Origin of the sequence: Streptomyces melanosporofaciens, assembly GCF_900105695.1 — a bacterium.
Lineage (GTDB): Bacteria > Actinomycetota > Actinomycetes > Streptomycetales > Streptomycetaceae > Streptomyces > Streptomyces antimycoticus.
The window spans coordinates 3393815-3420385 of the sequence record NZ_FNST01000002.1; the positions used below are offsets into that span (position 1 = coordinate 3393815).

21 protein-coding genes are annotated in these 26571 nt (G+C 72.3%); 12 read left to right on the plus strand and 9 right to left on the minus strand.

Going from position 1 to position 26571, the window contains the following annotated elements; all coding sequences use genetic code 11:
• The first annotated feature begins 51 nt into the window (after positions 1-51).
• From BLV72_RS17100 to BLV72_RS17120, 5 genes are all read left to right on the plus strand, one after another.
• The gene (locus BLV72_RS17100; protein WP_425288522.1) at positions 52-1794 is read left to right on the plus strand and encodes a molybdopterin molybdotransferase MoeA; all 1743 of its coding nucleotides are present in this window, start codon (positions 52-54) and stop codon (positions 1792-1794) included.
• Positions 1775-2830, plus strand: coding sequence for a potassium channel family protein (locus tag BLV72_RS17105; protein ID WP_093463255.1), 1056 nt, complete (start codon positions 1775-1777; stop codon positions 2828-2830). The genes BLV72_RS17100 and BLV72_RS17105 overlap by 20 nt, the downstream gene beginning before the upstream one ends.
• A gap of 10 nt (positions 2831-2840) precedes the next feature.
• Complete coding sequence (locus BLV72_RS17110) at positions 2841-3818, plus strand: NAD(P)H-quinone oxidoreductase (RefSeq protein ID WP_093463256.1); 978 nt, start codon at positions 2841-2843, stop codon at positions 3816-3818.
• A 299-nt stretch (positions 3819-4117) separates the two neighbouring features.
• Positions 4118-4666 carry a hypothetical protein gene (locus BLV72_RS47955; RefSeq protein ID WP_167746266.1) on the plus strand — a complete coding sequence of 183 codons (549 nt, stop codon included), beginning with the start codon at positions 4118-4120 and terminating at the stop codon, positions 4664-4666.
• Positions 4667-4729: 63 nt separating this feature from the next.
• Positions 4730-5296 carry a bacterial proteasome activator family protein gene (locus BLV72_RS17120; RefSeq protein ID WP_093463259.1) on the plus strand — a complete coding sequence of 189 codons (567 nt, stop codon included), beginning with the start codon at positions 4730-4732 and terminating at the stop codon, positions 5294-5296.
• Positions 5297-5411: 115 nt separating this feature from the next.
• Here BLV72_RS17120 and BLV72_RS17125 read toward each other — a convergent pair whose 3' ends face one another.
• The gene (locus tag BLV72_RS17125) at positions 5412-7058 is read right to left on the minus strand and encodes a protein kinase domain-containing protein (protein ID WP_093463261.1); all 1647 of its coding nucleotides are present in this window, start codon (positions 7056-7058) and stop codon (positions 5412-5414) included.
• A 311-nt stretch (positions 7059-7369) separates the two neighbouring features.
• Between BLV72_RS17125 and BLV72_RS17130 the strand changes: the two genes are divergently transcribed.
• A complete protein-coding gene (locus BLV72_RS17130) occupies positions 7370-8944 on the plus strand; it encodes a protein kinase domain-containing protein (RefSeq protein ID WP_093463262.1) in 1575 nt (524 codons plus the stop codon).
• Between the two features lie 41 nt (positions 8945-8985).
• On the opposite strand, the gene BLV72_RS17135 is transcribed toward BLV72_RS17130, so the two are convergent.
• Both BLV72_RS17135 and BLV72_RS17140 read right to left on the minus strand, forming a co-directional pair.
• Entirely contained in the window at positions 8986-10023 is a 1038-nt protein-coding gene (locus BLV72_RS17135; RefSeq protein WP_093463264.1) for a phosphotransferase, read from the minus strand.
• Between the two features lie 292 nt (positions 10024-10315).
• Positions 10316-10984: a response regulator gene (locus BLV72_RS17140; RefSeq protein ID WP_093463265.1), complete on the minus strand. Its 669-nt coding sequence runs from the start codon at positions 10982-10984 to the stop codon at positions 10316-10318.
• A 322-nt stretch (positions 10985-11306) separates the two neighbouring features.
• Here BLV72_RS17140 and pdhA point away from each other — a divergent pair, with 322 nt between their 5' ends.
• From pdhA to BLV72_RS17165, 5 genes are all read left to right on the plus strand, one after another.
• Entirely contained in the window at positions 11307-12473 is a 1167-nt protein-coding gene (gene pdhA / locus BLV72_RS17145) for a pyruvate dehydrogenase (acetyl-transferring) E1 component subunit alpha (protein ID WP_093463267.1), read from the plus strand.
• Between the two features lies 1 nt (position 12474).
• Positions 12475-13455 carry an alpha-ketoacid dehydrogenase subunit beta gene (locus BLV72_RS17150; protein ID WP_093463268.1) on the plus strand — a complete coding sequence of 327 codons (981 nt, stop codon included), beginning with the start codon at positions 12475-12477 and terminating at the stop codon, positions 13453-13455.
• A 22-nt stretch (positions 13456-13477) separates the two neighbouring features.
• Positions 13478-14914, plus strand: a complete 1437-nt coding sequence (locus tag BLV72_RS17155) for a dihydrolipoamide acetyltransferase family protein (RefSeq protein ID WP_093463270.1) — start codon at positions 13478-13480, stop codon at positions 14912-14914.
• An 82-nt stretch (positions 14915-14996) separates the two neighbouring features.
• Positions 14997-15656, plus strand: a complete 660-nt coding sequence (locus BLV72_RS17160; RefSeq protein WP_093470391.1) for a GntR family transcriptional regulator — start codon at positions 14997-14999, stop codon at positions 15654-15656.
• Complete coding sequence (locus BLV72_RS17165; protein ID WP_093463271.1) at positions 15653-16948, plus strand: MFS transporter; 1296 nt, start codon at positions 15653-15655, stop codon at positions 16946-16948. The genes BLV72_RS17160 and BLV72_RS17165 overlap by 4 nt, the downstream gene beginning before the upstream one ends.
• A gap of 166 nt (positions 16949-17114) precedes the next feature.
• Here BLV72_RS17165 and BLV72_RS17170 read toward each other — a convergent pair whose 3' ends face one another.
• Positions 17115-17939, minus strand: coding sequence for a maleylpyruvate isomerase family mycothiol-dependent enzyme (locus BLV72_RS17170; protein WP_093463273.1), 825 nt, complete (start codon positions 17937-17939; stop codon positions 17115-17117).
• 244 nt (positions 17940-18183) lie between these two features.
• Between BLV72_RS17170 and BLV72_RS17175 the strand changes: the two genes are divergently transcribed.
• Positions 18184-19998, plus strand: coding sequence for an NHL domain-containing thioredoxin family protein (locus BLV72_RS17175; RefSeq protein WP_093463274.1), 1815 nt, complete (start codon positions 18184-18186; stop codon positions 19996-19998).
• Positions 19999-20012: 14 nt separating this feature from the next.
• Here the strand turns inward: BLV72_RS17175 and BLV72_RS17180 are convergent, their stop codons facing one another.
• From BLV72_RS17180 to BLV72_RS17200, 5 genes are all read right to left on the minus strand, one after another.
• The gene (locus BLV72_RS17180; RefSeq protein WP_244320796.1) at positions 20013-20765 is read right to left on the minus strand and encodes a helix-turn-helix domain-containing protein; all 753 of its coding nucleotides are present in this window, start codon (positions 20763-20765) and stop codon (positions 20013-20015) included.
• Between the two features lie 189 nt (positions 20766-20954).
• Positions 20955-21944 carry an NlpC/P60 family protein gene (locus BLV72_RS17185; RefSeq protein WP_093463277.1) on the minus strand — a complete coding sequence of 330 codons (990 nt, stop codon included), beginning with the start codon at positions 21942-21944 and terminating at the stop codon, positions 20955-20957.
• 370 nt (positions 21945-22314) lie between these two features.
• Entirely contained in the window at positions 22315-23010 is a 696-nt protein-coding gene (locus BLV72_RS17190) for a DUF4232 domain-containing protein (protein ID WP_093463278.1), read from the minus strand.
• Positions 23011-23142: 132 nt separating this feature from the next.
• The gene (locus tag BLV72_RS17195; protein ID WP_093463280.1) at positions 23143-25098 is read right to left on the minus strand and encodes an AfsR/SARP family transcriptional regulator; all 1956 of its coding nucleotides are present in this window, start codon (positions 25096-25098) and stop codon (positions 23143-23145) included.
• 1 nt (position 25099) lies between these two features.
• Positions 25100-26392, minus strand: a complete 1293-nt coding sequence (locus BLV72_RS17200; protein ID WP_093463281.1) for a M18 family aminopeptidase — start codon at positions 26390-26392, stop codon at positions 25100-25102.
• Positions 26393-26571: the final 179 nt, after the last annotated feature.

Genomic DNA, 26571 nt, shown 5'->3' on the forward strand with positions numbered 1-26571 from the left:
ACGGGAGGGGACGGGGCGGGCGGGGAGGGGATTCTGGACGCTGACGTACACGTGTGGCGCCAATTTCTGGGTAACTCGTCAGAGGGCACTGGCAGCGAAAACACGCGGTCCAGGGCCCCCGCCCCGCAGACCCCGGCCCCGCACCCGAAACGCACCCCAGCCGCCCCCACCTCCCACCCGCACCCCCTTATGGACGAACCGCACCACAGCCCCACCTCCTGGCCCGACGCGCGCGCCATCGCCGCCCGGGCCGCCGTCAAGGAGGCCGCCCACGCCGCCCCGGTGATGCGGCCGCTGTCCGAGGCGCTCGGGCAGGTCCTGGCCGCGCCGCTCGCCGCACTCACCGATCTGCCGCCCTTCGACACCTCCGCCATGGACGGCTGGGCGCTCGCGGGCCCCGGCCCCTGGCGACTGCCCACTGATGAAAAGGACCAGGACCACGGCATCCTCGCCGGACACGGCGAGGCGGCCGCCCTGCCCGACGGCCACGCCGTCCGCATCGCCACCGGCGCCCGCGTCCCGCCCGGCGCCACCGCCGTGCTGCGCAGCGAGTACGGCACCGCCGCGGGCGACGGCTGGCTCCACGCGTCCGCCGCCCACCCCGTCGTCCTCGGCCAGGACATCCGCACCCGCGGCCAGGAGTGCCGCAGCGGCGATCAGCTGCTCCCCGCCGGGACCCTGGTCACCCCGGCCGTACTGGGCCTGGCCGCCGCGGCCGGGTACGACGAACTGCCGACGGTGCGCAGGCCGCGCGTCGAGGTGCTGGTCCTCGGTGATGAGCTGCTCACCGAGGGGCTGCCGCACGACGGCCGGATCCGGGACGCGCTGGGGCCGATGGTCGGGCCGTGGCTGCGGGCGCTCGGTGCCGAGGTCACGGGCACCCGGCGGCTGGCCGACGAGGCGGACGTGGTGTGTGCGGCGGTGGCCGGGTCGTCCGCCGATGTCGTCGTGACGACCGGTGGCACGGCCGCGGGTCCCGTGGACCATGTCCACCCCACCCTGCGCCGCCTGGGCGCCGAGCTGCTGGTGGACGGGGTGGCGGTGCGCCCCGGCCACCCGATGCTGCTCGCCCGGCTCGCGCCCGAGAACCGCGAGAACCGCGAGAACCGCGAGAACCGCGAGAACCGCGAGAACCGCGAGAACCGCCCGAACCGGGAGAACCGCGAGAGCCGCGAGAATCCCGAAAGCCCCCAAAACCCCGAAGGCCCCGGTAACTCCGAAGAGTCCGAAACCCCCGGACCCCAAAGCCGCCCCGCCCGCCACCTGGTGGGGCTCCCGGGCAATCCGCTCGCGGCGGTGTCCGGTCTGCTGACCCTCGCGGAGCCGCTGCTGCGGACGCTGACGGGCCGCCCGGCCCCCGCCCCCGGCCCGGCCCCGCTGGCCGAGGCCGTACAGGGACATCCGCGGGACACCCGGCTGGTCCCCGTGGCCTTCCGGCAGGACGCGGCGGTGCCGCTGCGCTTCAACGGCCCGGCGATGCTGCGGGGAATCGCGGTGGCCGACGGCCTCGCCGTGATCCCGCCGGGTGGGGCGGAGCGGGGCACCGAGGTCGAGGTGCTGGATCTCCCGTGGTCGGCGATCGCGACCGAGCAACTGAGCTACGCGGACCAAACGCGCCATGCGGACCAAGCGCGCCATGCGGACCAAACGCGCCACGCGGACCGAGCCCTCCGCACCCCCAAGCCGGCCACCGCACACCCCAAGCGAGCCCCCGCAAGGACAAACCAGCGGGCCACGGGGACGGCGAGGACATATCCCCCGAGGAGGGCCCGGCGTGAAGCTGCCCAGCCATGACGCGGCCGCCCGCACTCCCGAGGACGGCGGCCACCGCGTCCATCTGCCCCGCTTCCGCGCGGGCCCGCTGCGCCAGGTCGCCAGCCGACTGCTGCTGGCGCTGCTGGTGCTGGTGCTGACCGTGGTCATCGTGTACGTCGACCGCACCGGCTACCACGACAACTCCGACGAAAACGTCGACTTCCTCGACGCCGTCTACTACTCGACCGTCACGCTGTCGACGACCGGATACGGCGACATCGTGCCGTACAGCGACAGCGCGCGGCTCAGTAACATCCTGCTGGTCACGCCGTTGCGCGTGCTCTTTCTGATCATCCTGGTCGGCACCACCCTGGAAGTCCTGGCCGAACGGACCCGCGAGCAGTACCGCCTGAACCGCTGGAGGTCAGCGTTGCGTGATCACACCGTCGTCGTCGGCTTCGGCACGAAGGGGCGGTCCGCGGTGCAGACCCTCTGCGCGACGGGACTGGCCAAGAACCGGGTGGTCGTGGTCGACCCCAACCACAAGGTGATCGAGGCGGCGAACGCGGACGGGTTCGCGGGGGTGGTGGGCGACGCGACCCGTAGCGATGTGCTGTTGCGCGCGGAGGCGCAGCGCGCCCGCCAGTTCGTGATTGCCACCCAGCGCGATGACACCGCCGTCCTGGTCACGCTGACGGCCCGGCAGCTCAACCGGGGCGCCAACATCGTGGCGGCGGTGCGCGAGGAGGAGAACGCGCCGCTGCTGCGCCAGTCCGGAGCCGACGCGGTGATCACCAGCGCCAGCGCGGCCGGCCGGCTGCTGGGCATGAGCGTGCAGAGCCCGACGGCCGGGGCGGTGATCGAGGATCTGATCCAGCAGGGCTCGGGCCTGGACCTGGTGGAGCGCACGGTGGTGAAGGCGGAGGTGGGCAAGTCGGTGCGGGACACCGACGACCTCGTGGTGTCGGTGCTGCGCGGCCACCGTCTGCTCGCCTACGACGACCCCGACGCCAGCCCGCTGCAGGCGGCCGACCGGCTGATCACGATCGTTCGCGCGCCGATGGTCCAGGAGTAGCCTCGCGGCCATGCATGCGATCACGATTCCCGAACCCGGTGGCCCCGAAGCCCTGGTATGGGCCGAGGTCCCCGATCCCGTACCCGGTGAGGGCGAGGTCCTGGTCGACGTGGCCGCCGCCGGCGTCAACCGCGCGGATGTGCTGCAGCGCCAGGGCGTCTATCCGCCACCCCCCGGAGCCGCGCCCTACGCCGGACTGGAGTGCTCGGGCCGGATCTCGGCGCTGGGCCCCGGCGTCACCGGCTGGGCCGTGGGCGATGAGGTGTGCGCCCTGCTCGCGGGCGGTGGATATGCCGAGAAGGTGGTGGTTCCCTCGGGGCAGCTGCTGCCCCTCCCCGAGGGCGTGGACCTGGTCACAGCCGCCGCGCTGCCCGAAGTGACCGCGACCGTATGGTCCAACGTCTTCATGATCTCCCATCTCCGGCCGGGCGAGACACTGTTGGCGCACGGCGGATCGAGCGGTATCGGCACCATGGCGATCCAGCTCGCCAAGGCGGTCGGGGCGCGGGTCGCGGTGACCGCGGGCGGCCCGGAGAAGCTGGCGGCCTGCCGGGAGCTGGGCGCCGACATCCTGATCGACTACCGCGAGCAGGACTTCGTCGAGGAGATCCGCCGGGCCACCGACGGCGTGGGGGCCGACGTCATCCTGGACATCGTCGGCGCGAAGTACCTCGCCCGGAATGTACAGACGCTCGCCACCAACGGCCGACTGGCGATCATCGGGCTGCAGGGCGGGGCGAAGGCCGAGCTGAACCTGGCCGGTCTGCTCTCCAAGAGCGCCGCCGTGACGGCCACCGGACTGCGGGGCCGCTCACTGGCGCAGAAGGCGGCGATCATCGCGGCGGTGCGGGAGCATGTCTGGCCGCTGATCGCGGGCGGCCGGGTCCGCCCGATCGTCTACCGCACCGTCCCGATGCGGGATGCCCCGGAGGCCCACCGGCTGCTGGAGTCCAGCGAGCATGTGGGGAAGATCCTGCTGACGACCTGATCGGCTGAGCGGCACGGACAGACAGGCCCGGGGCGCTGATGGAAGCCGTAAGGAGCGTTCGTACGGGGCGGTCCGGCGGTCCGCACGCCGGACCCGCCGGGCCGCCCCGGCTCTGCCGCGGAACCGCCCGGCCCCGGCCCGGCCGCGACCCGTACGGACGGCGGCGTCGCAGCCACGGCGGCGTCGCGGTAGCCACTGCGGCGTCGCGGTCCGTACGGCGGCGCCCAGAGTGCCCGGTGCGTACCCTCATGTGACGCTGATCCCGTTACGCAACGGTTCGGCACGGGAGGGTGACCACCGTGAACCCTGCGACACTCCGCACGCTCCCCGCGGCGGCCCTGCTGGCGGGCACCGCCCTGACCGCCACCCAGGCGGCCCAGGCCGCCCACGCCGCGTCCGCCACCTCCGCCGCCTCGACCACCCCCGCCGCCCGCGCCGACGACGATGACGGCGGTGGGCTGGCGGGCACCCGGGCGGGCGAGGGCCGTACGCACCCCGGCCGCACCCGGCCCCCCGCCTCCTCACCGCCGGACGAGGACCCCTCGGCCGGGACACGGGACGGGGACGGGGACGGAGACGGGAACGAGAGCGGGACCGAGAGCGACGAGGGGGCCGGACGGTTCTCGCTGGTGCCCGAGTGGACGCCGTCCTCCCTCCCCATGCCACAGCGCCCGGACCGCCACCAGGCGCGCGAGCCGCTCCCCTCCGGGCAGCCTTACGGTGCTCAGCGGACCGCCACCGAGCCCAGCGAGCGGGCGATGCGGGTGCTGCCGCTGGGCACCGGTCTCGCGCTCACCGGTCTCGGCCTCGGCCTGGCGTTCTTCGGTCTGCGGCTGCGCCGCCGCTGACATCGGCGCCGAATCCTGGACCCTCGACCGCCGGACCGGATGCCGGTGCGGAACAATAGGGGTATGAACCAGCCGATGAACGAACGAGCGCAGGAGAGCCCGCACGTCCTGGTCGTCGGTCCGGACGGCATGGCACTCGGCGGCGGTCCTGCTTCTGGCGAGGGCAGTGGTGACGACGAGTCGCGCGAGATTCCCGTGACAGACATGGTCGAGCAGCCGGCGAAGGTCATGCGGATCGGCAGCATGATCAAGCAGCTGCTGGAGGAGGTGCGCGCCGCACCCCTCGACGAGGCCAGCCGGGTCCGGCTCAAGGAGATCCACTCCAGCTCGGTGAAGGAGCTGGAGGACGGGCTCGCACCCGAGCTGATCGGGGAGCTGGAGCGGCTGTCGCTGCCCTTCACGGACGAGGCGGTGCCCACCGAGGCGGAACTGCGGATCGCCCAGGCCCAGTTGGTCGGCTGGCTGGAGGGGCTGTTCCACGGCATCCAGACCACCCTGTTCGCGCAGCAGATGGCGGCGCGTGCCCAGCTGGAGCAGATGCGCCGGGCGCTGCCGCCCGGGCTCGGCGGGGGCGAGGAGGACGAGGACGCGCCCAAGCCGGGCGGCGCCCGCTCGGGGCCGTATCTCTGAGCCACGCACCGCACGACGAAACGACGCCGCGGGCCGCACCGGAAGGTGCGGCCCGCGGCGTCGTGTGCGGAGTCGGGCGGGGTACGCCGGATGCGTGGTCGGCGCGGAGCCGTGGCTACCCCGGGTTACCCGTGGAGACGGTCAGCTCGATGGTGTCCGTCTTGGGGTTGTACGGCTCGTAGTTCCGGTACGTGTAATTGAGGACGGTGCCCTTGCCCCACAGATTCTCGTCCTGGGTCACCACGCGGTACTTCCAGCCCGCGGCCCGGATGCACTTCTTCACCGAGTCGATGTAGAGGTTCTGGAAGTCGGGCACCGAGTACGTGCCCTTCTCGTCGGAGTCCTCATAGGCGTCGGTGCACTTCGACGTTTCGATCGTCTTGGTCTTGTCGCCCATGCGGAAGCCCGAGGCGGTGTCGGAGGCCGACGGCTTCGACGGCTTGCCGCCGCCACCCCCGCCCCCCTTGCTCTCGTCCTTGGAGCCGCCGTCACCGCTGAACGCGATGGCCAGGACCACGGCGATGACCGCGACCGCCGCGACGACGGCCGAGCCTATGATCACGCGCTTGTTGCCGTTGCCGCCGCCTCCGGACGGCGCCGAGGGCGAGATGCTGTACGGCGGCGGGGTGCTGGGGCCCTGGTAGGAGGGCGTCGGGGTCTGGTAGCCGTGCTGCCCCATCGGCGGGGTGGCCGGGGCCGGGGTGGACGGGCCGAAGGCGCCGTACTGCCCGGCGGAGGGCTGCGGCTGGTACGGCGTCTGGACGCTGCCGGGGCCGGGGGCGGGGGTCTGCTGGTCGATCGGCGGGAAGACCGCCGAGCCGACACCGACGCCGCTGCGGGCCGGCGGACCGCCGCTGATGATGATCGGGGAGGCGCCGGTCTGCCCGGTACGGGTGACCCGGGCGCATTCGTCGCGCATGGCCTCGGCGGTCGGGAAGCGCTCGTTCGGGTTCTTCTTCAGGGCGCGGGCGACCAGCGCGTCCACCGCCGGGGGAATGGACTGGTTGATCGTGGAGGGCGCGACGGGCTCCTCCTGGACGTGCGCGTACGCGATGGCCAGCGGCGAGTCCGCGTCGAAGGGCAGTCGGCCGGTCAGCAGCTCGAAGAGCATGATGCCGACCGAGTACAGATCGCTGCGGGCGTCGACGCCGCGGCCCAGCGCCTGCTCGGGGGAGAGGTACTGCGGGGTGCCGACGACCATGCCGGTCTGGGTCATGGAGGTGACCCCGGACTGCATGGCGCGGGCGATGCCGAAGTCCATGACTTTGACCACATTGCGCTTGGTCATCATCACGTTACCGGGCTTGATGTCGCGGTGGACCAGCCCCATCTCATGGCTGATTTCCAGCGCCGCCAGCACATCGCCGGTGATCTTCAGCGCCTTTTCGGTCGGCATCGCGCCGTATTGCCGGACATCGGTGTCCAGAACCGCGCGCAGCGGCTGGCCCTCGACGTACTCCATGACGATGTACGGCATCAGGGAGCCGTCGACCGAATCCTCGCCGGTGTCGAAGACCGAGACGATATTGGTGTGCGTGAGTTTGGCTACAGCCTGGGCCTCGCGGCGGAACCGCTCGCGGAAGGACTGCTCGCGACCCAGTTCGGTGTGGAGCGTCTTGATCGCGACCTGGCGGTCCAGTACGGAGTCATAGGCCAGGTGAACGGAAGCCATTCCGCCCTCGCCCAGCAGGTCGCGCAGTTGATAGCGGCCGTTCGCCAGAGAGTGGCCGTGATACCTGCCTGATGCGCCGTACTGGCTCATTTCGTACTTCCCCCTCGGCGCACTCACTACTCTGACGCGCACGTTTCGACGCATTGATCTTGATGTTCTGGATATCGTGGCCAAGTCTGCCCCAGGCCACGGACACGTCAAGCCGCGTGCCCGTTCCGTGACCGGATGAGCAAGAACCCGTCACGCGATTTGCATCGCTTTGGCGTCAACAGGTTTGATGGCCGGTCCATCACCAACCGATGTACGGCGCGAAGGCTGTAGCGTGCCTAGCAGGAACCGTACCGCCCGCGGGCGGGGCGATCTCGACCAGACCCCCACCGAGAACGAGACGGCGAGGACCGATGGCACAGACCCAGAGCGCCCAGGGGCCCTCCGAACCTGACGCCAGTGGGTCCGGCATGCCGGACTTGCCTGAAGCGTGGGGTAACGGAGGACTTGTCGGCGATGGTCGATATCGGCTTACCGGTCGTCTCGGCCGCGGCGGTATGGCGGAAGTCTTCGCCGCCGAGGACCTCCGGCTCGGCCGGACGGTCGCGGTCAAGCTGCTCCGCGCCGATCTGGCCGAGGACCCGGTGTCCAAGGCCCGCTTCACCCGCGAGGCACAGTCCGTCGCGGGGCTGAACCACCACGCCGTGGTGGCGGTCTACGACTCCGGCGAGGACACCGTCGGCCAGAACACCGTGCCGTACATCGTCATGGAGCTGGTCGAGGGCCGGACCATCCGCGATCTGCTGCTCAACGCCGAGGCACCGCCGCCGGATCAGGCGCTGATCATCGTCTCCGGGGTGCTGGAGGCGCTCGCCTACAGCCATCAGCACGGCATCGTGCACCGTGACATCAAGCCCGCCAACGTGATCATCACGCACAGCGGCGCGGTCAAGGTGATGGACTTCGGCATCGCCCGCGCCCTGCACGGCGCGCAGTCGACGATGACCCAGACCGGCATGGTCATGGGCACACCCCAGTACCTCTCGCCGGAGCAGGCCCTCGGCAAGGCCGTGGACCACCGCTCCGACCTGTACGCCACCGGATGTCTGCTCTACGAGCTGCTGGCGCTGCGCCCCCCGTTCACCGGGGAGACCCCGCTGTCGGTGGTCTACCAGCACGTCCAGGACACCCCGGTGCCGCCCTCGGAGACCTCCGGCACCGTGCCGCCGGAGCTGGACGGCCTGGTCATGCGCTCCCTCGCCAAGGACCCGGACGACCGGTTCCAGAGCGCCGAGGAAATGCGCGGCATGGTCCAGTACGCGCTGCAGATGCTCCATGAGGCGGGCGGCCACACCGGCGTCTGGAACACCGGTCCGGTCACCCAGCACCTGGGCGCCGCCACCCCCGCCATGGGCATGCCGGGCGTTCCCGGTGCCACCACCGCGCTGCCGCACCCCGGCCACGGCGAGACCTCACAGCAGCCGATCGTCACCGGCCCCGGGGGCGGTGACGGCGGCTACCACGGCGGCTCCGGGCGCCGTAAGGGCCGCGGCAAGGTGTGGCTGATCGCGGTGCTCGCGGTGATCGCGGTCGCGGCGGGGGTCGCCTTCGCCCTGCAGGCCGGCAAGAAGGACGACGACAAGCAGCCGACCAAGCCCAAGACGTCGGTCACCCAGGACAAGACCACCAAGCCCAGCGACGAGCCGACCGACGACACGGGCGACGACTCGGTCCCGACCGATGACTCCACCGCCGGGAACACGGGCGACGACTACACCCCGTCCGAGGACCCGACGCCTTCGTACTCCGAAGACCCCACGGACGAGCCGACGGACTCGGAGACGGACCCGGGTACCAACGTGCCCACCGGGGAGCCGACCACCCCGGGCGGCAATGAGCCGACCACCGAGCCCACCGACGACGGGCCGACCGAGCCCACCGCCGACCCCACCGGTACGGCGGGCGCCACGGACGGCGGCATTCCGTAACGGCCCGGGGGCGCCCCCGGCGCCGCCTGCGGCCGTAGGGGTCACCCGCAGAAGGCGTCGCGGACCGCGTCGTACTCCCGGGTCCACCACACCACCAGCGCCGCGGCCGCCGGGAACTGCGGATCGGCGCGCCGGTCCCCGCGCTGGTAGCGCCAGCGCAGCATCCAGAAGTCATTGAGCCGCTCCCACCACACCCGGTGCACGGCCGCGGCCATCTCGGAGACCCCGGCCCCCGCCGTGCAGCGGTACGCCCGTGCGTAGGAGCGCACCTTGGTGAGCTCCAGGGTGCCGTCGGGCCGTACGAAGAAGATCGCGGCGGCCCGGACCGCCTCCTCGGCGCGCGGCTGCACCCCGAGCCGGTCCCAGTCGACGATGGCGGCCGGTTCCGTGTCGCGGTAGAGCAGGTTCAGCGGGTGGAAGTCGCCGTGCACCCAGCCGGCGACGGGGACGGCGTGGGCCTCCGGGCGGCGGTGGGCGTGCCGCTCCAGCAGCGTCCGCCGCTCGACCAGGCGGTGCTCGGCGAGCTCGTCGAAGCTGTCGCGGTCCCGGCGCCCCCGGATCAGCGTGAGCAGCTCGTCGATGACGTCGAAGGTGTCCTCGGGGTCGGCCGCCTCCTCGGGCGGCCGGCGGTCGCCCGTACGGGCCCGCATGACGCGCTCCAGACAGGTGTGGACAAGCCCGAGCAGGCCGCCCAGCCGCCAGCACTGGGGGGTGGTCAGCTCACCGCCGGCGCGGTGCTGTCCGTCGATCCAGGGGTGTAACGCGTAGCAGCGGCCGCCGATGACGGCGACCGTACGGCCGTCGGCGTCGGGGACCGGCGGGGCGACGGGCACCCCGAGCGCGTCCAGCCGCTGGGTGACCCGGTGCTGGCGGGCGATGGCGGTGCGGTCGCCGTCGAGGTGGTGTTTGAGGAAGAACCGGCCGCGGGTGGTGGCGAGGCGGTAGCCCCGGTTGAGCAGCCCCTGGGTGAGGGGTTCGCAGGAGACGGCCTCACCGGCGCTGTCGTAGCGGCGGAGCAGGGCGCCCAGGGTTTCCCCGTCGGGAGCGGCCTCGGCGGAGTGTACATGTGAGCGCGGCACCTGCCAGATGTTAGATCACCGGGGATCACCGCCATGGCGCGCGAGGACGACGACGCACGGCACACCGGGGTACGGCCCGTTGACCGGGACGGGGCCGGTGCGTCTCGGCCCGTGTCGCCCGCCCGGGGCTGGGCTGTCCGACGGGTCCTGGCGCCTGCGGCGGGCCGTTTCCCCTCCCCGCCCCTTCCCTCAACTGGGGCTCCGCCCCAGACCCCGGGGCCTGGGGGCGAGGCCCCTGCCACGCGGCGGACACCCCCGTAGCGCTTCCGGGCTCGCGCCGCCCCCGTCAGGGCTAGTGCTTCTGGGGCTGGGTCGCCTGCATCCGGGCGACATAGGCCGCCGCCTGCGACCGGCGCTCCATGCCCAGCTTGGCGAGCAGGCTGGAGACATAGTTCTTGATCGTCTTCTCGGCGAGATGGAGCCGCTCGCCGATCGCCCGATTGGTGAGCCCCTCCCCGATCAGCAGCAGAATGCGGCGCTCCTGTTCGGTGAGGGCGGCGAGCCGGTCGTCCGGTTTGGCGGCCGTCTGGCCGCGCAGCCGCTCCAGCACCCGCGCGGTGGCCACCGGGTCGAGCAGCGACCGGCCCGCGGCCACGTCCCGGACGGCGGAGAGCAGTTCCTCGCCGCGAATGTCTTTCAGGACATAGCCGGAGGCACCCGCGATGATGGCGTCGAAGAGGGCCTCGTCGTCGGCGAAGGAGGTGAGCATCATGCAGCGGATGCTCTCGTCGCGGGCGCGGATCTCCCGGCAGACCTCGACCCCGCTGCGATCGGGCAGCCGGATGTCCAGGACGGCGACATCCGGACGGGCGGCCGGGATCCGCGCCAGGGCGTCTGCCGCGGTGCCCGCCTCGCCGACCACCGCCATGTCCGGCGCGCTCGCGAGCAGATCCCGTACGCCGCGTCGGACGACTTCATGGTCGTCAACCAGGAAAATCCCTATTTTTCCTTCTTCGCGCACGGATCCAGTCTCACACACCATGTCTTCCCGTGCCCTTGTCCAGCGGGATAACGTGCGCTTGTCCGGCGGCCTGCGGGGCTGTGACCAGTGGATGTTTCCCCCCTCGCGCGATTTACTTGGAAATCCAAGCAAAATTGCAGGTCAGGTGGGGTTTCGCAGACATGCGACGCACTGGGTAACGTGCCTTGTGCAGGGCCAGCCGCCGGGAACCTGTCACGCCCGGCCATGCCTCGGCGCACCCACCCCGTGTGCCGAGACGGAACGGGCGAGCCGCAACTGGCCGCCGGCGGATCCCGGGGGCCGGACAGACGGAGGAGCACACGTGACCGTGGAGAGCACTGCCGCGCGCAAGCCGCGCCGCAGCGGAGCCAAGCGCAGCACCACCGCGCGGGACGCCAAGAAGCAGCCGGAGGGCCAGACCGAACTCGTACAGCTGCTGACCCCCGAGGGCGAGCGTGTCGAGCACCCCGAATACGCCATCGACCCGACCCCGGAGGAGCTGCGCGGTCTGTACCGGGACATGGTGCTGACACGGCGGTTCGACGCCGAGGCGACCACCCTGCAGCGCCAGGGCGAACTGGGCCTGTGGGCGTCGCTGCTCGGCCAGGAGGCGGCGCAGATCGGCTCCGGCCGGGCGCTGCACGACGACGACTACGTCTTCCCGACCTACCGCGAGCACGGTGTGGCCTGGTGCCGTGGCGTCGACCCGACCAATCTGCTCGGGATGTTCCGCGGGGTGAACCACGGCGGCTGGGACCCGAACAGCAACAACTTCCACCTGTACACCATCGTGATCGGCTCGCAGACGCTGCACGCGACCGGCTACGCGATGGGCATCGCCAAGGACGGCGCCGACGCCGCGGTCCTGGCCTACTTCGGTGACGGCGCCTCCAGCCAGGGCGATGTCGCCGAGTCGTTCACCTTCTCCGCGGTGTACAACGCGCCGGTGGTCTTCTTCTGCCAGAACAACCAGTGGGCCATCTCCGAGCCCACCGAGAAGCAGACCCGGGTCCCGCTCTACCAGCGCGCCCAGGGCTACGGCTTCCCCGGCGTGCGGGTGGACGGCAATGACGTCCTCGCCTGCCTGGCCGTCACCAAGGCCGCCCTGGAGCGGGCGCGCACCGGGCAGGGCCCGATGCTCATCGAGGCGTTCACCTACCGCATGGGCGCCCACACCACCTCCGACGACCCGACGCGCTACCGCTCCCCCGAGGAGCGGGAGCTGTGGGAGACCAAGGACCCGATCCTGCGGCTGCGCACCCTGCTGACCCGCGAGGGCCTGGCCGACGACGCGTTCTTCGCCGAGCTGGAGCGGGAGAGCGACGCGCTGGCCAAGCGTGTACGGGACGCGGTGCGGGCCATGCCCGACCCCGATGACATGGCGCTGTTCGAGCACACCTACGCCGACGGGCACGCGCTCGTCGACGAGGAGCGGGCGCAGTTCGCCGAGTACCAGGCTTCGTTCGTCACCGCTGAGGAGGGCATCTGACATGGCCGCCGAGAAGATGTCGCTCTCCAAGGCGATCAACGCGTCACTGCGCACGGCCCTCGAGTCCGACCCCAAGGTCCTGATCATGGGCGAGGACGTCGGCAAGCTGGGAGGCGTCTTCCGCGTCACCGACGGGCTGCAGAAGGACTTCGGCGAGGACCGGGTCATCGACACCCCGCTCGCCGAGTCCGGCATCGTGGGCACCGCGATCGGGCTCGCGCTGCGCGGCTACCGCCCGGTGGTGGAGATCCAGTTCGACGGTTTCGTCTTCCCCGCCTACGACCAGATCGTCACCCAGCTCGCCAAGATGCACGCACGCTCGCTCGGCAAGGTGAAGCTGCCGGTCGTCGTCCGGATTCCGTACGGCGGCGGCATCGGCGCGGTGGAGCACCACAGCGAGTCGCCCGAGGCGCTGTTCGCGCATGTGGCCGGGCTGAAGGTGATCTCGCCCGCCAACGCCTCCGACGCCTACTGGATGCTGCAGCAGGCCATCGGCAGCGACGACCCGGTGATCTACTTCGAGCCCAAGCGCCGCTACCACGACAAGTCCGAGGTCGACACCGCCGCGATCCCCGGTCCGCTGCACGCCGCCCGGGTGGTGCGGCCGGGGGCGGACGTGACGCTGGCGGCCTACGGCCCGATGGTGAAGGTCGCCCTGGACGCCGCCGCGGCCGCCGCCGAGGAGGGCAAGTCGATCGAGGTCGTGGACCTGCGGTCGATGTCGCCGATCGACTTCGACACCATCCAGCGTTCCGTGGAGCGGACGGGGCGGCTGGTCGTCGTCCACGAGGCTCCGGTATTCCTGGGCACTGGGTCGGAGATCGCCGCGCGCATCACCGAGAGGTGCTTCTATCACCTCGAGGCTCCGGTGCTGCGGGTCGGCGGCTTCCACTCGCCGTACCCGCCGTCACGGCTCGAGGACGAGTACCTTCCGGGGCTGGACCGGGTGCTCGACGCCGTAGACCGCGCGTTGGCGTACTGAAGGGCTTGAGGAGATCGTGACGATGACCGCAGTCGAACAGCGCTTCCGTGAGTTCAAGATGCCCGATGTGGGCGAGGGACTGACCGAGGCCGAGATCCTCAAGTGGTTCGTGGCGCCGGGCGACACCGTGACCGACGGTCAGGTGGTGTGCGAGGTCGAGACCGCCAAGGCCGCCGTCGAGCTGCCCATCCCCTTCGACGGGGTGGTGCACGAGGTGCGCTTCGACGAGGGCACCACCGTGGACGTGGGCACGCCGATCATCTCGGTGGACACCGACCCCGGTGCGGGGGAGGCGGCGCCCCAGGCCGCTCCCGCCGCCGGGAAGCCCGCCGAGGCGCCCGCCGCCGAGGCCGAGCCCGCCGAGAAGGAGGGCCGCCAGGCCAATCTGGTCGGCTACGGGGCGGCGCCCGCCTCCACCAAGCGCCGTCCGCGCAAGCCGCTGCCGGGCTCCCAGCGCTCCGCGCCCGCCCCCTCCGCCGGGGCGCCCGCGCCCCAGGAGCCCGCCCCGGCGCCCGCGCCCCCCGAGGCCGTGCCCTCGCCCTCACCCGCGCCCGAGCTGAACGGCAGCGGCCGGACGGCCCGGCCGCTGGCCAAGCCCCCGGTCCGCAAGCTGGCCAAGGACCTGGGCATCGACCTGGAGGCGGTCACCCCGAGCGGGCCGGACGGGATCATCACCCGCGAGGACGTCCACGCGGCCGCCGAGGCCGTCCAGACGGCCCGGGAGACGCCCGTGACGGCCCCGTCCAGGGCCGTGGAGGGCCGGGAGCGCCGGGTGCCCGTGAAGGGCGTACGGAAGGCCACCGCGCAGGCGATGGTCAACAGCGCCTTCACCGCCCCGCATGTGACCGAGTTCGTGACGGTCGACGTGACCCGGACGATGAAGCTCGTCGCCGACCTCAAGCAGGACCCGGCGATGGCCGGGCTGCGGGTCAACCCGCTGCTGCTGGTCGCCAAGGCCCTGCTGGTGGCCATCCGGCGCAACCCGGACGTCAACGCCACCTGGGACGAGGACAACCAGGAGATCGTCTACAAGGACTACGTCAATCTGGGCATCGCGGCGGCCACGCCGCGCGGGCTGATCGTCCCCAACATCAAGGACGCCCACGCCAAGACCCTGCCCGAACTGGCATCCGCCCTGGGTGAGCTGGTCACCACCGCCCGTGAGGGCAAGACCACCCCGGCCGCGATGTCCGGTGGCACGGTCACCATCACCAACGTCGGCGTCTTCGGCATCGACGCGGGCACGCCGATCCTCAACCCCGGTGAGTCCGCGATCCTCGCCTTCGGCGCCGTCAAGCTCCAGCCGTGGGTCCACAAGGGCGAGGTCAAGCCCCGCCAGGTGACCACGCTCGCGCTCTCCTTCGACCACCGGCTGGTCGACGGCGAGCTGGGCTCCAAGGTGCTCGCGGATGTCGCGGCCGTCCTGGAACGCCCGAAGCGCCTGATCACCTGGGCGTGAGGTAGCGGCAGACCCCATCCCCCGTCCGCATCGCGGACGGGGGATGAGTGCGCATGCATCTTGTATCTATGATGTGCGCATCATGAGTCCCGCCGATACGGCCACCAAGCCGCCGCCTGCCGCAGAACGCGTCTACCACCACGTCAAACAAGCCGTCCTCGACCGCCGCTACGAGGGCGGCACGCTGCTGAGCGAGGGCGAGCTCGCGGAGGCCGTCGGGGTCTCCCGCACACCCGTCCGGGAGGCGCTGCTGCGCCTGGAGGCCGAGGGGCTTCTCAAGCTCTATCCGAAGAAGGGCGCCCTGGTGCTGCCCGTCTCCTCCCAGGAGATCGCGGATGTGGTCGAGACCCGGCTGCTGGTGGAGCAGCACGCGGTCGCCAAGGTCGTCCCGGCCGGGGAGCAGCTGCTGGGGCGGCTCGAGGAGTTGCTGGAGGAGCAGAAGGTGCACGCGGCGGCCGGGGATCTGGCCGCCTTCGCGGCCGCCGACCGCTGCTTCCACGCGGCGATCGTCAGGGCGGCGGGAAACGCCATCCTGGCGCAGCTCTACGACCAGTTGAGGGACCGCCAGCTCCGGATGGGCGTGGCCACCATGCACGCCGAGCCCGGCCGCATCGCCAAGAACATCACCGAGCACACGGAGATCCTCCGGGCCCTGCGTGCCGGTGACGCCGGCTTCGCGTCCGGGCTGGTGCAGCGCCACATCAGCTGGGTGAACTACCTCGCCCGGGGTGAGGCGCGATGACCTCGGCCCAGTTGCCCGGGGATCCGCCCGGCGGCCGTCGTGCCGTCGCCGTGTGGGGTCTGGGCGTCGCCGTCTACTTCGTCGCCATCACCTATCGCACCAGCCTCGGCGTCGCCGGTATCGACGCCGCCGAGCGCTTCCACATCAACGCCTCGGCGCTGTCGACCTTCTCCATTCTCCAGGTGCTGGTCTACGCCGGGATGCAGATACCGGTCGGGCTCATGGTCGACCGTCTCGGCACCCGTAAGGTGCTCATGCTCGGGGTGGTGCTCTTCACCCTGGGGCAGTTCGGCTTCGCGTTCTCCCACTCCTACGCGATGGCGCTGGGCTCCCGGGCGCTGCTCGGCTGCGGTGACGCGATGACCTTCATCAGCGTGCTGCGGCTCGGCTCGCGCTGGTTCCCGGCCCGCCGCGGGCCGCTCATCGCCCAGATCGCCGCGCTCTTCGGCATGGCGGGCAACCTGGTCTCCACGCTGGTGATCGCCCGGTCGCTGCACGGCGTCGGCTGGACCACGACCTTCGCGGGCAGTGCGCTCGGCGGCCTGGCCGTCTTCGTCCTGGTGCTGTTCTTCCTCAAGGACCACCCCAAGGGCTTCGAGCCCGCGCCCGCCACGCACCTGGGCGCCGACTACGTCCGCCGGCAGATCGCGGACGCCTGGCGCGAGCCCGGCACCCGGCTCGGCATGTGGGTGCACTTCACCACCCAGTTCCCGGCGATGGTCTTCCTGCTGCTGTGGGGGATGCCGTTCCTGGTCGAGGCGGAGGGGCTGTCCCGGGCGACCGCGGGTCAGCTGCTGACCCTCGTGGTGCTCTCCAACATGGCGGTCGGCCTGGTCTACGGGCAGGTCATCGCCCGGCACCACGCCGCCCGCGCCCCGCTGGCCCTCGGCACGGTCGGTGCCACCGCGCTGCTGTGGGGCACCGTGCTGGTCTGGCCGTCCGCCCACGCGCCCATGTGGCTGCTGGTGGTCCTGTGCGTGGTGCTCGGCGCCTGCGGGCCCGCGTCGATGATCGGCTTCGACTTCGCCCGGCCCGCCAATCCGCCCGAGCGGATCGGCACCGCGTCGGGAATCGTCAACATGGGCGGCTTCACGGCCTCGATGACCACCCTGCTGGCCGTCGGCGTGCTGCTGGACCTGACCGGCCAGAACTACCGGATCGCGTTCGCCTCGGTGTTCGTGCTGCAGGCGCTCGGCATCAGCCAGATCCTGCGGCTGCGCGGACGGGCGCGCCGCCGGGAGCGCGAGCGCGTGGTCGCGAGCCGTGTCGAGGCCGTGCACGTACCGGCGTGACCGCGGTGCACGTACCGGCGTGACCCCCAGGGGCGTCACGGCGTGCTCCTGGAGGCGGCTCACGGCGTGATCCCCAGGGGGCTTACGGCGCGATCCCAGGGGTTGTACGGCTGACCCCGCGGGCGGCGCTACGGCGTGGTCCCGGGCGCTGTGCGCCCCGGCAGCCCTACGGCGTGATCGCGAAGTGCCCGAGGATCGCCTCGGCCAGCTGCTGGTCGCCCTCGATCTTCAGCCGCTCCGAGACCGCCTCGGGCCGCACCCGCCCACACGCCAGCCGCACGTAGGTCTCCCAGTCCAGGGAGAACGTGGCCGTCGGCCCGAGCGAGACGCTGCCGTCGATGCTGCCCCGGCCGTCCGCGTCGACCCGCACCGTCCGCATGAACTCCATCGGGCCGTTCACATCGAAGACGACGGCCGACTGGGGCGCCGCGCCCGCGTCCTTGGCGACCACCTTCGGCAGCGCCGACAGCAGCAGATCACGGGTGATCGCGGCGCCCGGCGAGTCCAGATTGCCGGGCTTGTTCAGGGCCCGGCGCAGATCCTGCTCATGCACCCACACGTCGAAGACCCGCCTCATCAGCGCCTCCCCCAGCGTCACCTCGGAGCCGCCGGGCCAGCGCACCATGGCGTCCGCGGCGCGCTTCTCGTTCCGGAGCTGGCGGCCCCGCCGGATGACGGTGTACTCCAGCTCCGAGGTCATCTCGGGCGCGGTGTGACAGCGCCGGACGTCGACCTGGACCTCCATGTACCGCGACAGCTCGTTGGTGACGTGGAAGAGGTCGCGCGGCAGTGAGTGGATGGGGCGGGGATCGCCGAGCATCTCGCATTCGAGTCCGATCACATGCGAGACGACGTCCCGCACCGACCATCCCGGGCACTCGGTGGCGAGGTTCCACTCGCGCTCCGCGAGCGGATTCACCAACTCCGATATCGCGTCGATGGAGTGCGTCCAGGCGTCGATGGAGGTCTGAAGGCTGGGATGGACGGTCACGGGACCCCTCGGGCGGTTGGTGCGCGGGCTGGGTGCTGGTGTGTGCGTTCAAGTTACGCTGCCCACGAGTGCACGGGCAGTGCTTTCGGCTCTGATCGTAGGCCCGGATCGGCGGCTGGCGGCCTGCTCGCGATGGTAGTGTGCGCCCGCCTCCGCCCTAACTCCGGACAGACCCCGGCACATCGGTCGAAAGCCGTCGGGGGGCGGGGGAATGACACGGGTGGGGCTGCTGTTTCATGGGGATATGGCTCCACGTGCACGCGTCCGCGCCCCCGAACTGATCGGCCGGGGCGGCTGGCTCAATACCGGCGACAACGACCTCACCCTCACCGACCTTCGAGGGCGCATTGTCATCCTCGACTTCTGGACCTTCTGCTGTGTGAACTGCCTGCATGTCCTGGACGAGCTGCGCGAGCTGGAGGAGAAGCACCGCGACACCGTGGTGATCGTCGGGGTGCACTCGCCGAAGTTCGTCCACGAGGCGGAGCACCAGGCGGTCGTGGACGCGGTCGAGCGCTACGAGGTGCACCACCCGGTCCTCGACGACCCCGAGCTGGCCACCTGGAAGCAGTACGCGGTACGGGCCTGGCCCACCCTCGTCGTCATCGACCCCGAGGGCTATGTGGTCGCCCAGCACGCGGGCGAGGGCCATGCGCACGCCCTGGAGACCCTCGTGGGACAGCTCGAGGCCGAGCACGCCGCCAAGGGCACCCTGCGGCGCGGCGACGGGCCGTACGTGCCCCCGGAGCCGGTCCCCACCGAGCTGCGCTTCCCCGGTAAGGCGCTGCTGCTGCCCGGCGGCACCTTCCTCGTCTCGGACACCACCCGCCATCAGCTGGTGGAGCTCGCGGCGGACGGCGAGAGCGTGGTGCGGCGGATCGGCGCCGGCGAGCGCGGCCTTACGGATGGCACGGGCGAGCGGGCCCGCTTCAGCGAGCCCCAGGGGCTCGCCCTGCTCCCCGACGGCGCCGTGGCCGTCGCCGACACCGTGAACCATGCGCTGCGCCGCTTCGACCCGGCCACCGGCGAGGTCACCACGCTCGCCGGGACCGGCCGCCAGTGGTGGCAGGGGTCGCCCACCGAGGGGCCCGCCCGGGACGTGGACCTGTCCTCCCCCTGGGACGTCGCCTGGTTCGCCGGCCGGCTGTGGATCGCCATGGCGGGCGTCCACCAGCTATGGACCTACGACCCGCAGGCCCGGGCCGTACGGGCCGCCGCCGGGACCACCAACGAGGGTCTGGTCGACGGCCCCGCCGAGGAGGCGTGGTTCGCCCAGCCCTCCGGGCTCGCCGCCACCGAGGACCGGCTGTGGATCGCGGACTCCGAGACGTCCGCGGTGCGGTACGTCGAGCGCGACGGCGACGGCTTCGCCGTCCGTACGGCCGTCGGCACCGGGCTCTTCGACTTCGGCCACCGGGACGGCGCCGCCGAACAGGCGCTGCTCCAGCATCCGCTGGGCGTCACCGCGCTGCCCGACGGCTCGGTGGCCATCTCGGACACCTACAACCACGCGCTGCGCCGCTTCGACCCGGCCACCGGCGAGGTCTCCACGCTCGCCACGGATCTGCGCGAGCCCTCCGGCGCGGTCCTGGCCGACGGGGACATCGTCGTGGTGGAGTCCGCCCGGCACCGGCTGACCCGGCTGCGGCTGCCGGAGGAGGCCGTAAGGGTCGACGCGGTGGCCCACCGCACCCAGCGCGCCGCGACCGACATCGCCCCGGGGACGCTCCGGCTGGACGTGGTCTTCCAGGCGCCCGAGGGGCAGAAGCTGGACACCCGCTACGGCCCCTCCACCCGGCTGCTGGTCAGCTCCACCCCGCCCGGGCTGCTGGCCGAAGGAGACGGCGCGGGCACGGATCTGAACCGTGAGCTCGTCCTCGCGGAGGGCGTGACCGAGGGCGTGCTGCACGTCTCGGCCATGGCCGCCTCCTGTGACGACGACCCGAGCAACGAGTACCCGGCCTGCCATGTGCACCAGCAGGACTGGGGCGTTCCGGTGCGGATCACCGAGGGCGGCGCCACCCGGCTGCCGCTGGTGCTCGCCGGGATGGACGGCTGAGCCCCGACCGGCGGTCAGTCGGGGCAGTTGGGCAGCGTGGAGTACTGCACCTGGTCCTGGCGGATGCGGATGCCCGGCACCCACATCCGCTTGCCGTCCTGTAAGACGCGGAACCACATGCTGCTGTGCCCGCCCGCCTCGTCGGTCACCGTGACGCCGTTGGCGATGCGGCAGTCGGCGCGCAGTACGTCGCCGTGCCAGGCCCGGCCCACGATGTTCGACGGGCGGTAGGCCACGTACGGATCCTCGGCCAGGCCCAGGGAGCAGGCGCGGACCCGCTGGTGCCGGCAGTCCTTCTCGGCGTTGTAGACGGTGATCCGGGCGTCGCCCAGGGGGGAGGAGCCCGCCGCGCCGCCCGGGGACCCGCCGTCGTCGGACGACCGGAGGGCGATGATCCCGGCGGTGCCCCCGGCGATGATGACGACGGCGCCCACCGCCGCGAGCGTGAGCCGCAGCCGGCGCCGGGACGGCCGGTCCTCCGGAGGCTGTCCCGGGGGCGGCGCGGACGCGCCGGGCTCCGGCCCGGTCCCCTCGGCGGCCTGCACGGCGGCCTCGGCCTCGGTGGCCCGGTGCAGCAGGGTCACCAGTTCGGGCAGCCGGTCCTCGGCGGTGAAGGAGAGCTTGCCCCACTGGACCAGGAGCCGCTCGTCGGGAAGGCTCTGGCCGCGCAGATAGCGGGAGAGGGAGGACCGGCTGGCGGGCAGCCGCCCCTCCAGTTCCTTCAGGCTGAGTCCCAGTTCGCCGTGCATCCGGCGCAGTGCGGTCACGAATTCCCGTACCGGGCCGGAGAGTTCCTCGGGAAGCGGGGCAAGCGGCTTGCGTCGCGGGTTCTCTGGGCGATTCGGATGCGCTGGCACGTACACCATTGCAGCACGGGATCATGAACATGCCGAGCGGCACGTCCACACCCCCGAGGTGGACGTGCCGCTCGTTACAGGAACCGGGTGAGGAACGCGTCAGTCCGTGAACTTCAGCGGCCGGTAGGGCTTGTACTCGCTGCCCGGCTCCAGTCCGTAGCGACGGGTCGTGTGATCCGTCCCGAAGTCGCCGCGCTGCTCGTAGGAGGTGTACGAGGTGTGGGCGGCGTCGTTCCACTTCTCGAACATCACGACATGGCGGGTGTTGTTGTTCCCGGAGGCGTCGATCAGCAGATCCCCGGGCCGCAGATCGTTCAGGGCGATCGGCTTGGTGATGCCCGAGCCGGCGAGCCCCACGGTGTTGGTGCCGGGCGCCCGCAGACCCAGCGCCATGGAGACATAGCCCGAGCAGTCCTGGCGGTAGCCGTCCTTCCAGACCTGGGCCTGGCTGTAGGGCACCCGGCCGCCGTTGTTGGCGGTCAGCCAGGTGGCGGCCCGCTGCAGCGCCTCGGCGCGGGTGCCGCCGGTCTGCGGCGGCTTCGGCGGCTGGCCACCGCCGTTCTGCACCGGGACCCCGGGCAGCGAGTCCTGCGGGATGTCCACCGCGACGACGGTCACAAAGCCGCTGACCGGCCCGGTGATATGGGCCATGTAGGTGGAGCAGGCCCCGTCCTCGCAGACCTTCTTGCCGGTGTCGACCTGGTAGTCGGCGGTGATGCGGTCCTGGCCCGGGGCGTCCTTGTTGAGCATGCCGACGGACGGGGAGCCGGTGTCGGCGCTCTGGTGGACCACCCAGCGGGTGCCCCAGGTGGGGAAGTCGGCGGTGGCCGCGGCCTTGGTGCCGAACTCCCCCGTGGTCGTCTTCAGCTCGAGCGCGGCGGCCCCGCCCCGGGCCGAGGTGGTGTCGCGGCTCGTCACGCCCTTCTCGGCGACCTTTCCGGCCTTCGCCGGCTTGGCGTCATGGCCCGCGGTGTCGCCCGAGCCCGAGCAGCCCACGAGTCCGATGGCGCCGATGCCCGCCGCGGCGATCGCGGGGACCACCCTGCGCAGGAAGATCCGGCGTCGGCCGCCGCTGATGGAGTGCGTCATGTCTGGATTCCCCCTTGGTGAGAGCGCCGACGGCGGGCGTCGGCACGGCTCGGTCGAGGCCGCCGGGCCGTTCGCCGCGGCGACGGGAACCACTGTGGGCCGCGGGGCGGGGCCTTTCCGGGGCCGAGCCGTCCTTTGGGACGTCCCATCCGGGCGCGCCCCTGATGACCTGCCAAGACGCCTAGCGGAAGAGCCAGGAGCGGGACACGGAGGACGGTGCCGTGGGACATGACGAGACGGCCCCCGCCGAGGCGGGGGCCGTCCGGGGCAGGTAGCCGGGGGGAGGCGGCTACCTGTCCAGCTAAGTGGCTCGGAATCGAGCGGTCACCGGAGGGAAGGTCACGCGGTCACCGGTGGGAGCGCCGGGCGGTCACCAGAGGAGGGCGTCGGACGCGTCGCTCTGCCAGTAGCCGACCGCCGTCCCGTCCTCGACCTCCACCGAGTCGCCGGGGAGGTCGACGGCGCGGCGGCCGTCCTCGCCGGGGAGGGAGACGGTCAACCCGGTGGCCTTGCGGCCGTCGGCGGCCGGGGCGCCCGCCGCGGAGGTGGTCAGGCCCGCGTAACCGCTCTCGCCGGGCGGCAGCGTGACGACCGCCTGCGGCTGGGTGTTCTCGTCCTGTGGCACGGCCGCCCGCCCGTCGTCGAACCGCACCACGGGGGAGCCGATGAGACGGCAGGTCACCCCGGACTGATTGGTGATCTCCAGCAGCAGATGGTTGGCCGGCCGGGGGACGGAGGTGACGCTCACCGACATCGTGTCGAGCCGGCAGACGCCGGTCTCGCCCTCGACGCCGCTGTCGGCCCGCAGACCGCCCTGGGCCCCGGCGTCGGCCCCGCCCGCCACCGTCTCCCGCGCGGCCTGCTGGGCGCCGCCCTGGAGGCCTTCCTCGTTGGCGGTGGGGACGGCCGAGGCCATGCTCTCGGCCTTGCCGGCCGTCTTCACGCCCGACGCGTCGGCGGTGCCGCACGCCGCGAGGGTGATGCCCGCGGCGACGACGGTCAGGCCGGCCGCGACCGAGCGCAGGGTGCCGGCGCGGTGGGCGAGGCGGGCGGTGGTGAGCGGCATGGCGGGTCTCCCCTCAGCGGGCGTTCGGGCGTTTTCCGGTACGGCATAAGCCTGTCCGGACCCGCTGCCGTTCGGCTGGTGAACGGCTGCCGCCCGCTAACGTCCCGCTAACGCCCCGCTGTTCACTCCTGCTCAGGCCCCCTGTGACGGTTCGCCGGAGCCCCCGCCGGACCCCTCGCCGGGGGTCTCGCCGCGTCCGCTCCCGTCGCCCTGGGCGAAGAGCTTCACCAGGTCGCTCATGACGTAGCGGTTGGTGGCCTCCTCGTCCAGCAGATGCATCTCCGCCAGCCGCTCCAGGGAGTCCTGGATCAGCTCGGGGTCCGCCCCCGACAGCGCGGCCGCCTCGGCGGTGTTGACCTCCCGCGCGAAACCGGTGCCCAGGGCCCGCAGCAGCTGTGCGTCGTCCGCCGAGAGCCGGGCCACGGAGTTGCGCAGCGCGGCGGCCACCCCGGTGTCCTCCGCCGACAGCAGCGCGAGCCGGCGGCGCTCGTCGCGCAGCGCGGTGGCCAGCCGGGCCAGCCGCCAGCGGGGCCGGGCCATCAGCTGGGCGGAGGCGGCGCGCAGCGCCAGCGGCAGCCCGTCGCACAGGGCCACCAGCTCCCGTGCGGCCTCCGGGTCCTCGGCGACCCGGGCGGGGCCCAGCAGCGCGCCCAGCAGGGCCGCCCCGTCCTCGGTGCCGAGGGCGTGCAGTCGTACGGGGCGGGCGGCGTCGGTGGCGATCAGCCCGTCCAGCCTGCTGCGGCTGGTGACCAGCGTGGCGCAGTGGGGCCCACCGGGCAGCAGCGGACGCACCTGGGCGGAGCTGCCCGCGTTGTCCAGCACCACCAGCAGTCGGCGGCGGGCCGCCAGCGAGCGGTACAGCGCGGACGCCGCCTCGGTCGAGGTGGGGATCTGCTCGGCCGGGGTGCCCAGGGCGAGCAGGAATTCGCGCAGCACCTCGGCGGGCACCGTCGCCTCGCCGCCGCTGAAGCCGCGCAGATCCGCGAAGAGCCGTCCGTCGGGGAAGGCGGCGGCCTGAGCATGGCCCCAGTGGACCGCCAGGCCGGTCTTGCCGACCCCGGCGGGCCCGGTGAGCAGCGCGATCCCGCCCTCCTGGGGGTAGCCGGAGCCGCCCTGGGCCGGTTCGGCGCCGCCCTGGGTCAGCCGGGTCAGCTCGGCCAGCTCCGCGCCCCGGCCGTGGAAGCCCGCCGGGGGCCGGGGGAGCAGCTCGGGTACGGGCGCGGCGGCCGATGCGGCGGCCACGGACTGCGGATGCGACGGGGTCGAGGCCACCGGCTGCCCGGAGGGGCCCGGCGCCGCGGCGCTCTGGGCGCCGGCCTGCGGCCCGTCCGCCTCGGGGGCCGCGCGCAGGATCTCCTGGTACGCGGCGGTCAGCCGCTGGCCCGGGTCGACCCCCAGGTCGTCGTCGAGCAGCTGCCGGGTGCGGTGGAACCAGGCGATCGCGTCGGACTGCCGCCCGGAGCGGTACAGCGCCAGCATCAGGGCGGCGATCAGCCCCTCGCGCAGCGGGTTGGCGACGGCGGCGGGGTGCAGGGCGCGCACCGCCTCCTCATGCTCGCCCAGCGCCTTGTGCGCCCGGGCCAGGGCCTCCACGGCGCTCAGCCGGCGCTCCTCCAGGGCGTGCGCGGCGGCCGCGAACGGCGGGCTGGCCACGGTCCCGGTGAGCGCCGGGCCGCGCCACAGGCCGAGCGCCTGGCGGAGCAGCCGGACGGCCTCACCGGGGGCGGACTCCGGGCTGGCCTGGGCGGTCAGCTGGTCGAAGCGCTGGGTGTCGATCAGGGACTCGGGTATGCGCAGCAGATAGGCGGAGCTGTGGGTGGCCAGCTCGACGCCGTGCTCCTCGGCGCCGCCCTCGGCCAGCGCGGCGCGGAGCCGGGAGACATGGCCCTGGATGACGGTCCGGGCGTGGGCTGGCGGCTCGTCCTCCCACAGGCTGGTTATCAACTGCTCCACGGACACCGTCGCGTTGGGCCGCAGCAGCAGCATCGCGAGCACGCTGCGCCGTTTGGCGGGCCCCAGCGGTAGCTCGACGGGCGCTGCCGGCGGTCCCGCGGTGACGGTCACCGGTCCCAGCACGGAGAAGTCCAACTCAGCCCTCCAGAAAGGCATGCAGTGCCTTGGCCAGCAGCCGCGGGTCCTGCGCTCCGCACAGTTCCCGTGCCGAGTGCATGGACAGGATCGCGATGCCGATGTCGACGGTGGCGATGCCGTGCCGGGCGGCGGTGATCGGCCCGATCGTGGTGCCGCACGGCATCGAGTTATGGGAGACGAAGCTCTGCCAGGGCACCCCGGCGCGCTCGCAGGCGGCGGCGAAGACGGCCCGCCCGGCGCCGTCGGTGGCGTATCTCTGGTTGACGTTCACCTTCAGGATCGGGCCGCCGTTGGGCCGTGGGTGGTGGCCCGGCTCATGGCGCTCGGCGTAGTTGGGGTGGACGGCGTGGCCGGTGTCGGAGGACAGGCAGACGGTGCCCGCGAAGGCGCGGGCCCGGTCCTCGTACGCGCCGCCACGGGCGAAGACCGAGCGCTCCAGCACCGTGCCGAGCAGCGGGCCGTCGGCGCCGGTGTCGGACTGGCTGCCGTTCTCCTCGTGGTCGAAGGCGGCCAGTACGGGGATGTACGGCAGGTCCTGACGGGAGGCGGCGGCGATGAGCGCGGCCGTACCGGCGTGCACGGAGACAAGGTTGTCCATCCGGGGACCGGCGAGCAGCTCGCGGTCCCGGCCGAGGTAGGCGGGCGGCTCGACGCTGTGCGTCATCAGGTCCCAGCCGGCGATCTCCTCGGCCGCGACACCGGTCTCCTCGGCGACGAAGCGGATCAGGTCGCCCTCCTCGACGCCGCCGAGCCCCCAGATGGGCGTCATATGGCGCTGCTTGTCCAGCTTGAGGCCCTCGGTGTTGACGGACCGGTCGAGGTGGACGGCGAGCTGGGGCACTCTCAGCAGCGGCCGGTCGATGGTGACGAGTTGGTGTGAGCCGTCCCGGAGGGAGATCCGGCCGGAGAGCCCGAGGTCGCGGTCGAGCCAGGTGTTGAGCAGCACCCCGCCGTAGACCTCGACGGCGATCTGTCTCCAGCCGTGCGCACCGGTGTCGGGAATGGGCTTGACTCGCAAATTGGGAGAGTCGGTATGAGCGCCGACAATGCGGTACGGAGTGGCGGGGTCCGCCCCCTCCGGTACGTACCAGGCGATGATCGCACCGCCCCGCAGTACGAACCGACCACCGGCCGCGCCGTCCCAGGACGCCGTCTCCTCGATCCGCTGGAACCCGGCCTTCTCCAGCCGCTCAGCGGCGCTCGCCACAGCGTGGTACGGCGATGGGCTGGCGCGGAGGAAGGACATCAGGTCATCGGTGTGGCCGCGGTCGATGCCGGGTTGTGCGCTCATGTGCTCAGCATAGATTCGCCGGGGGGCGGCTCGCCCTGGTGCGGGTCGTGGCATCCATCTGTGGGGCCACGTTGATCCAATCTGATGAAAGCACGTCAGGTAAGGCGAGAATTCGGGAGAATCGGTCGATATTCCCCGTGTACCGAGCAACGCCGCACTGAGTCGTAACTCAAGGGGAT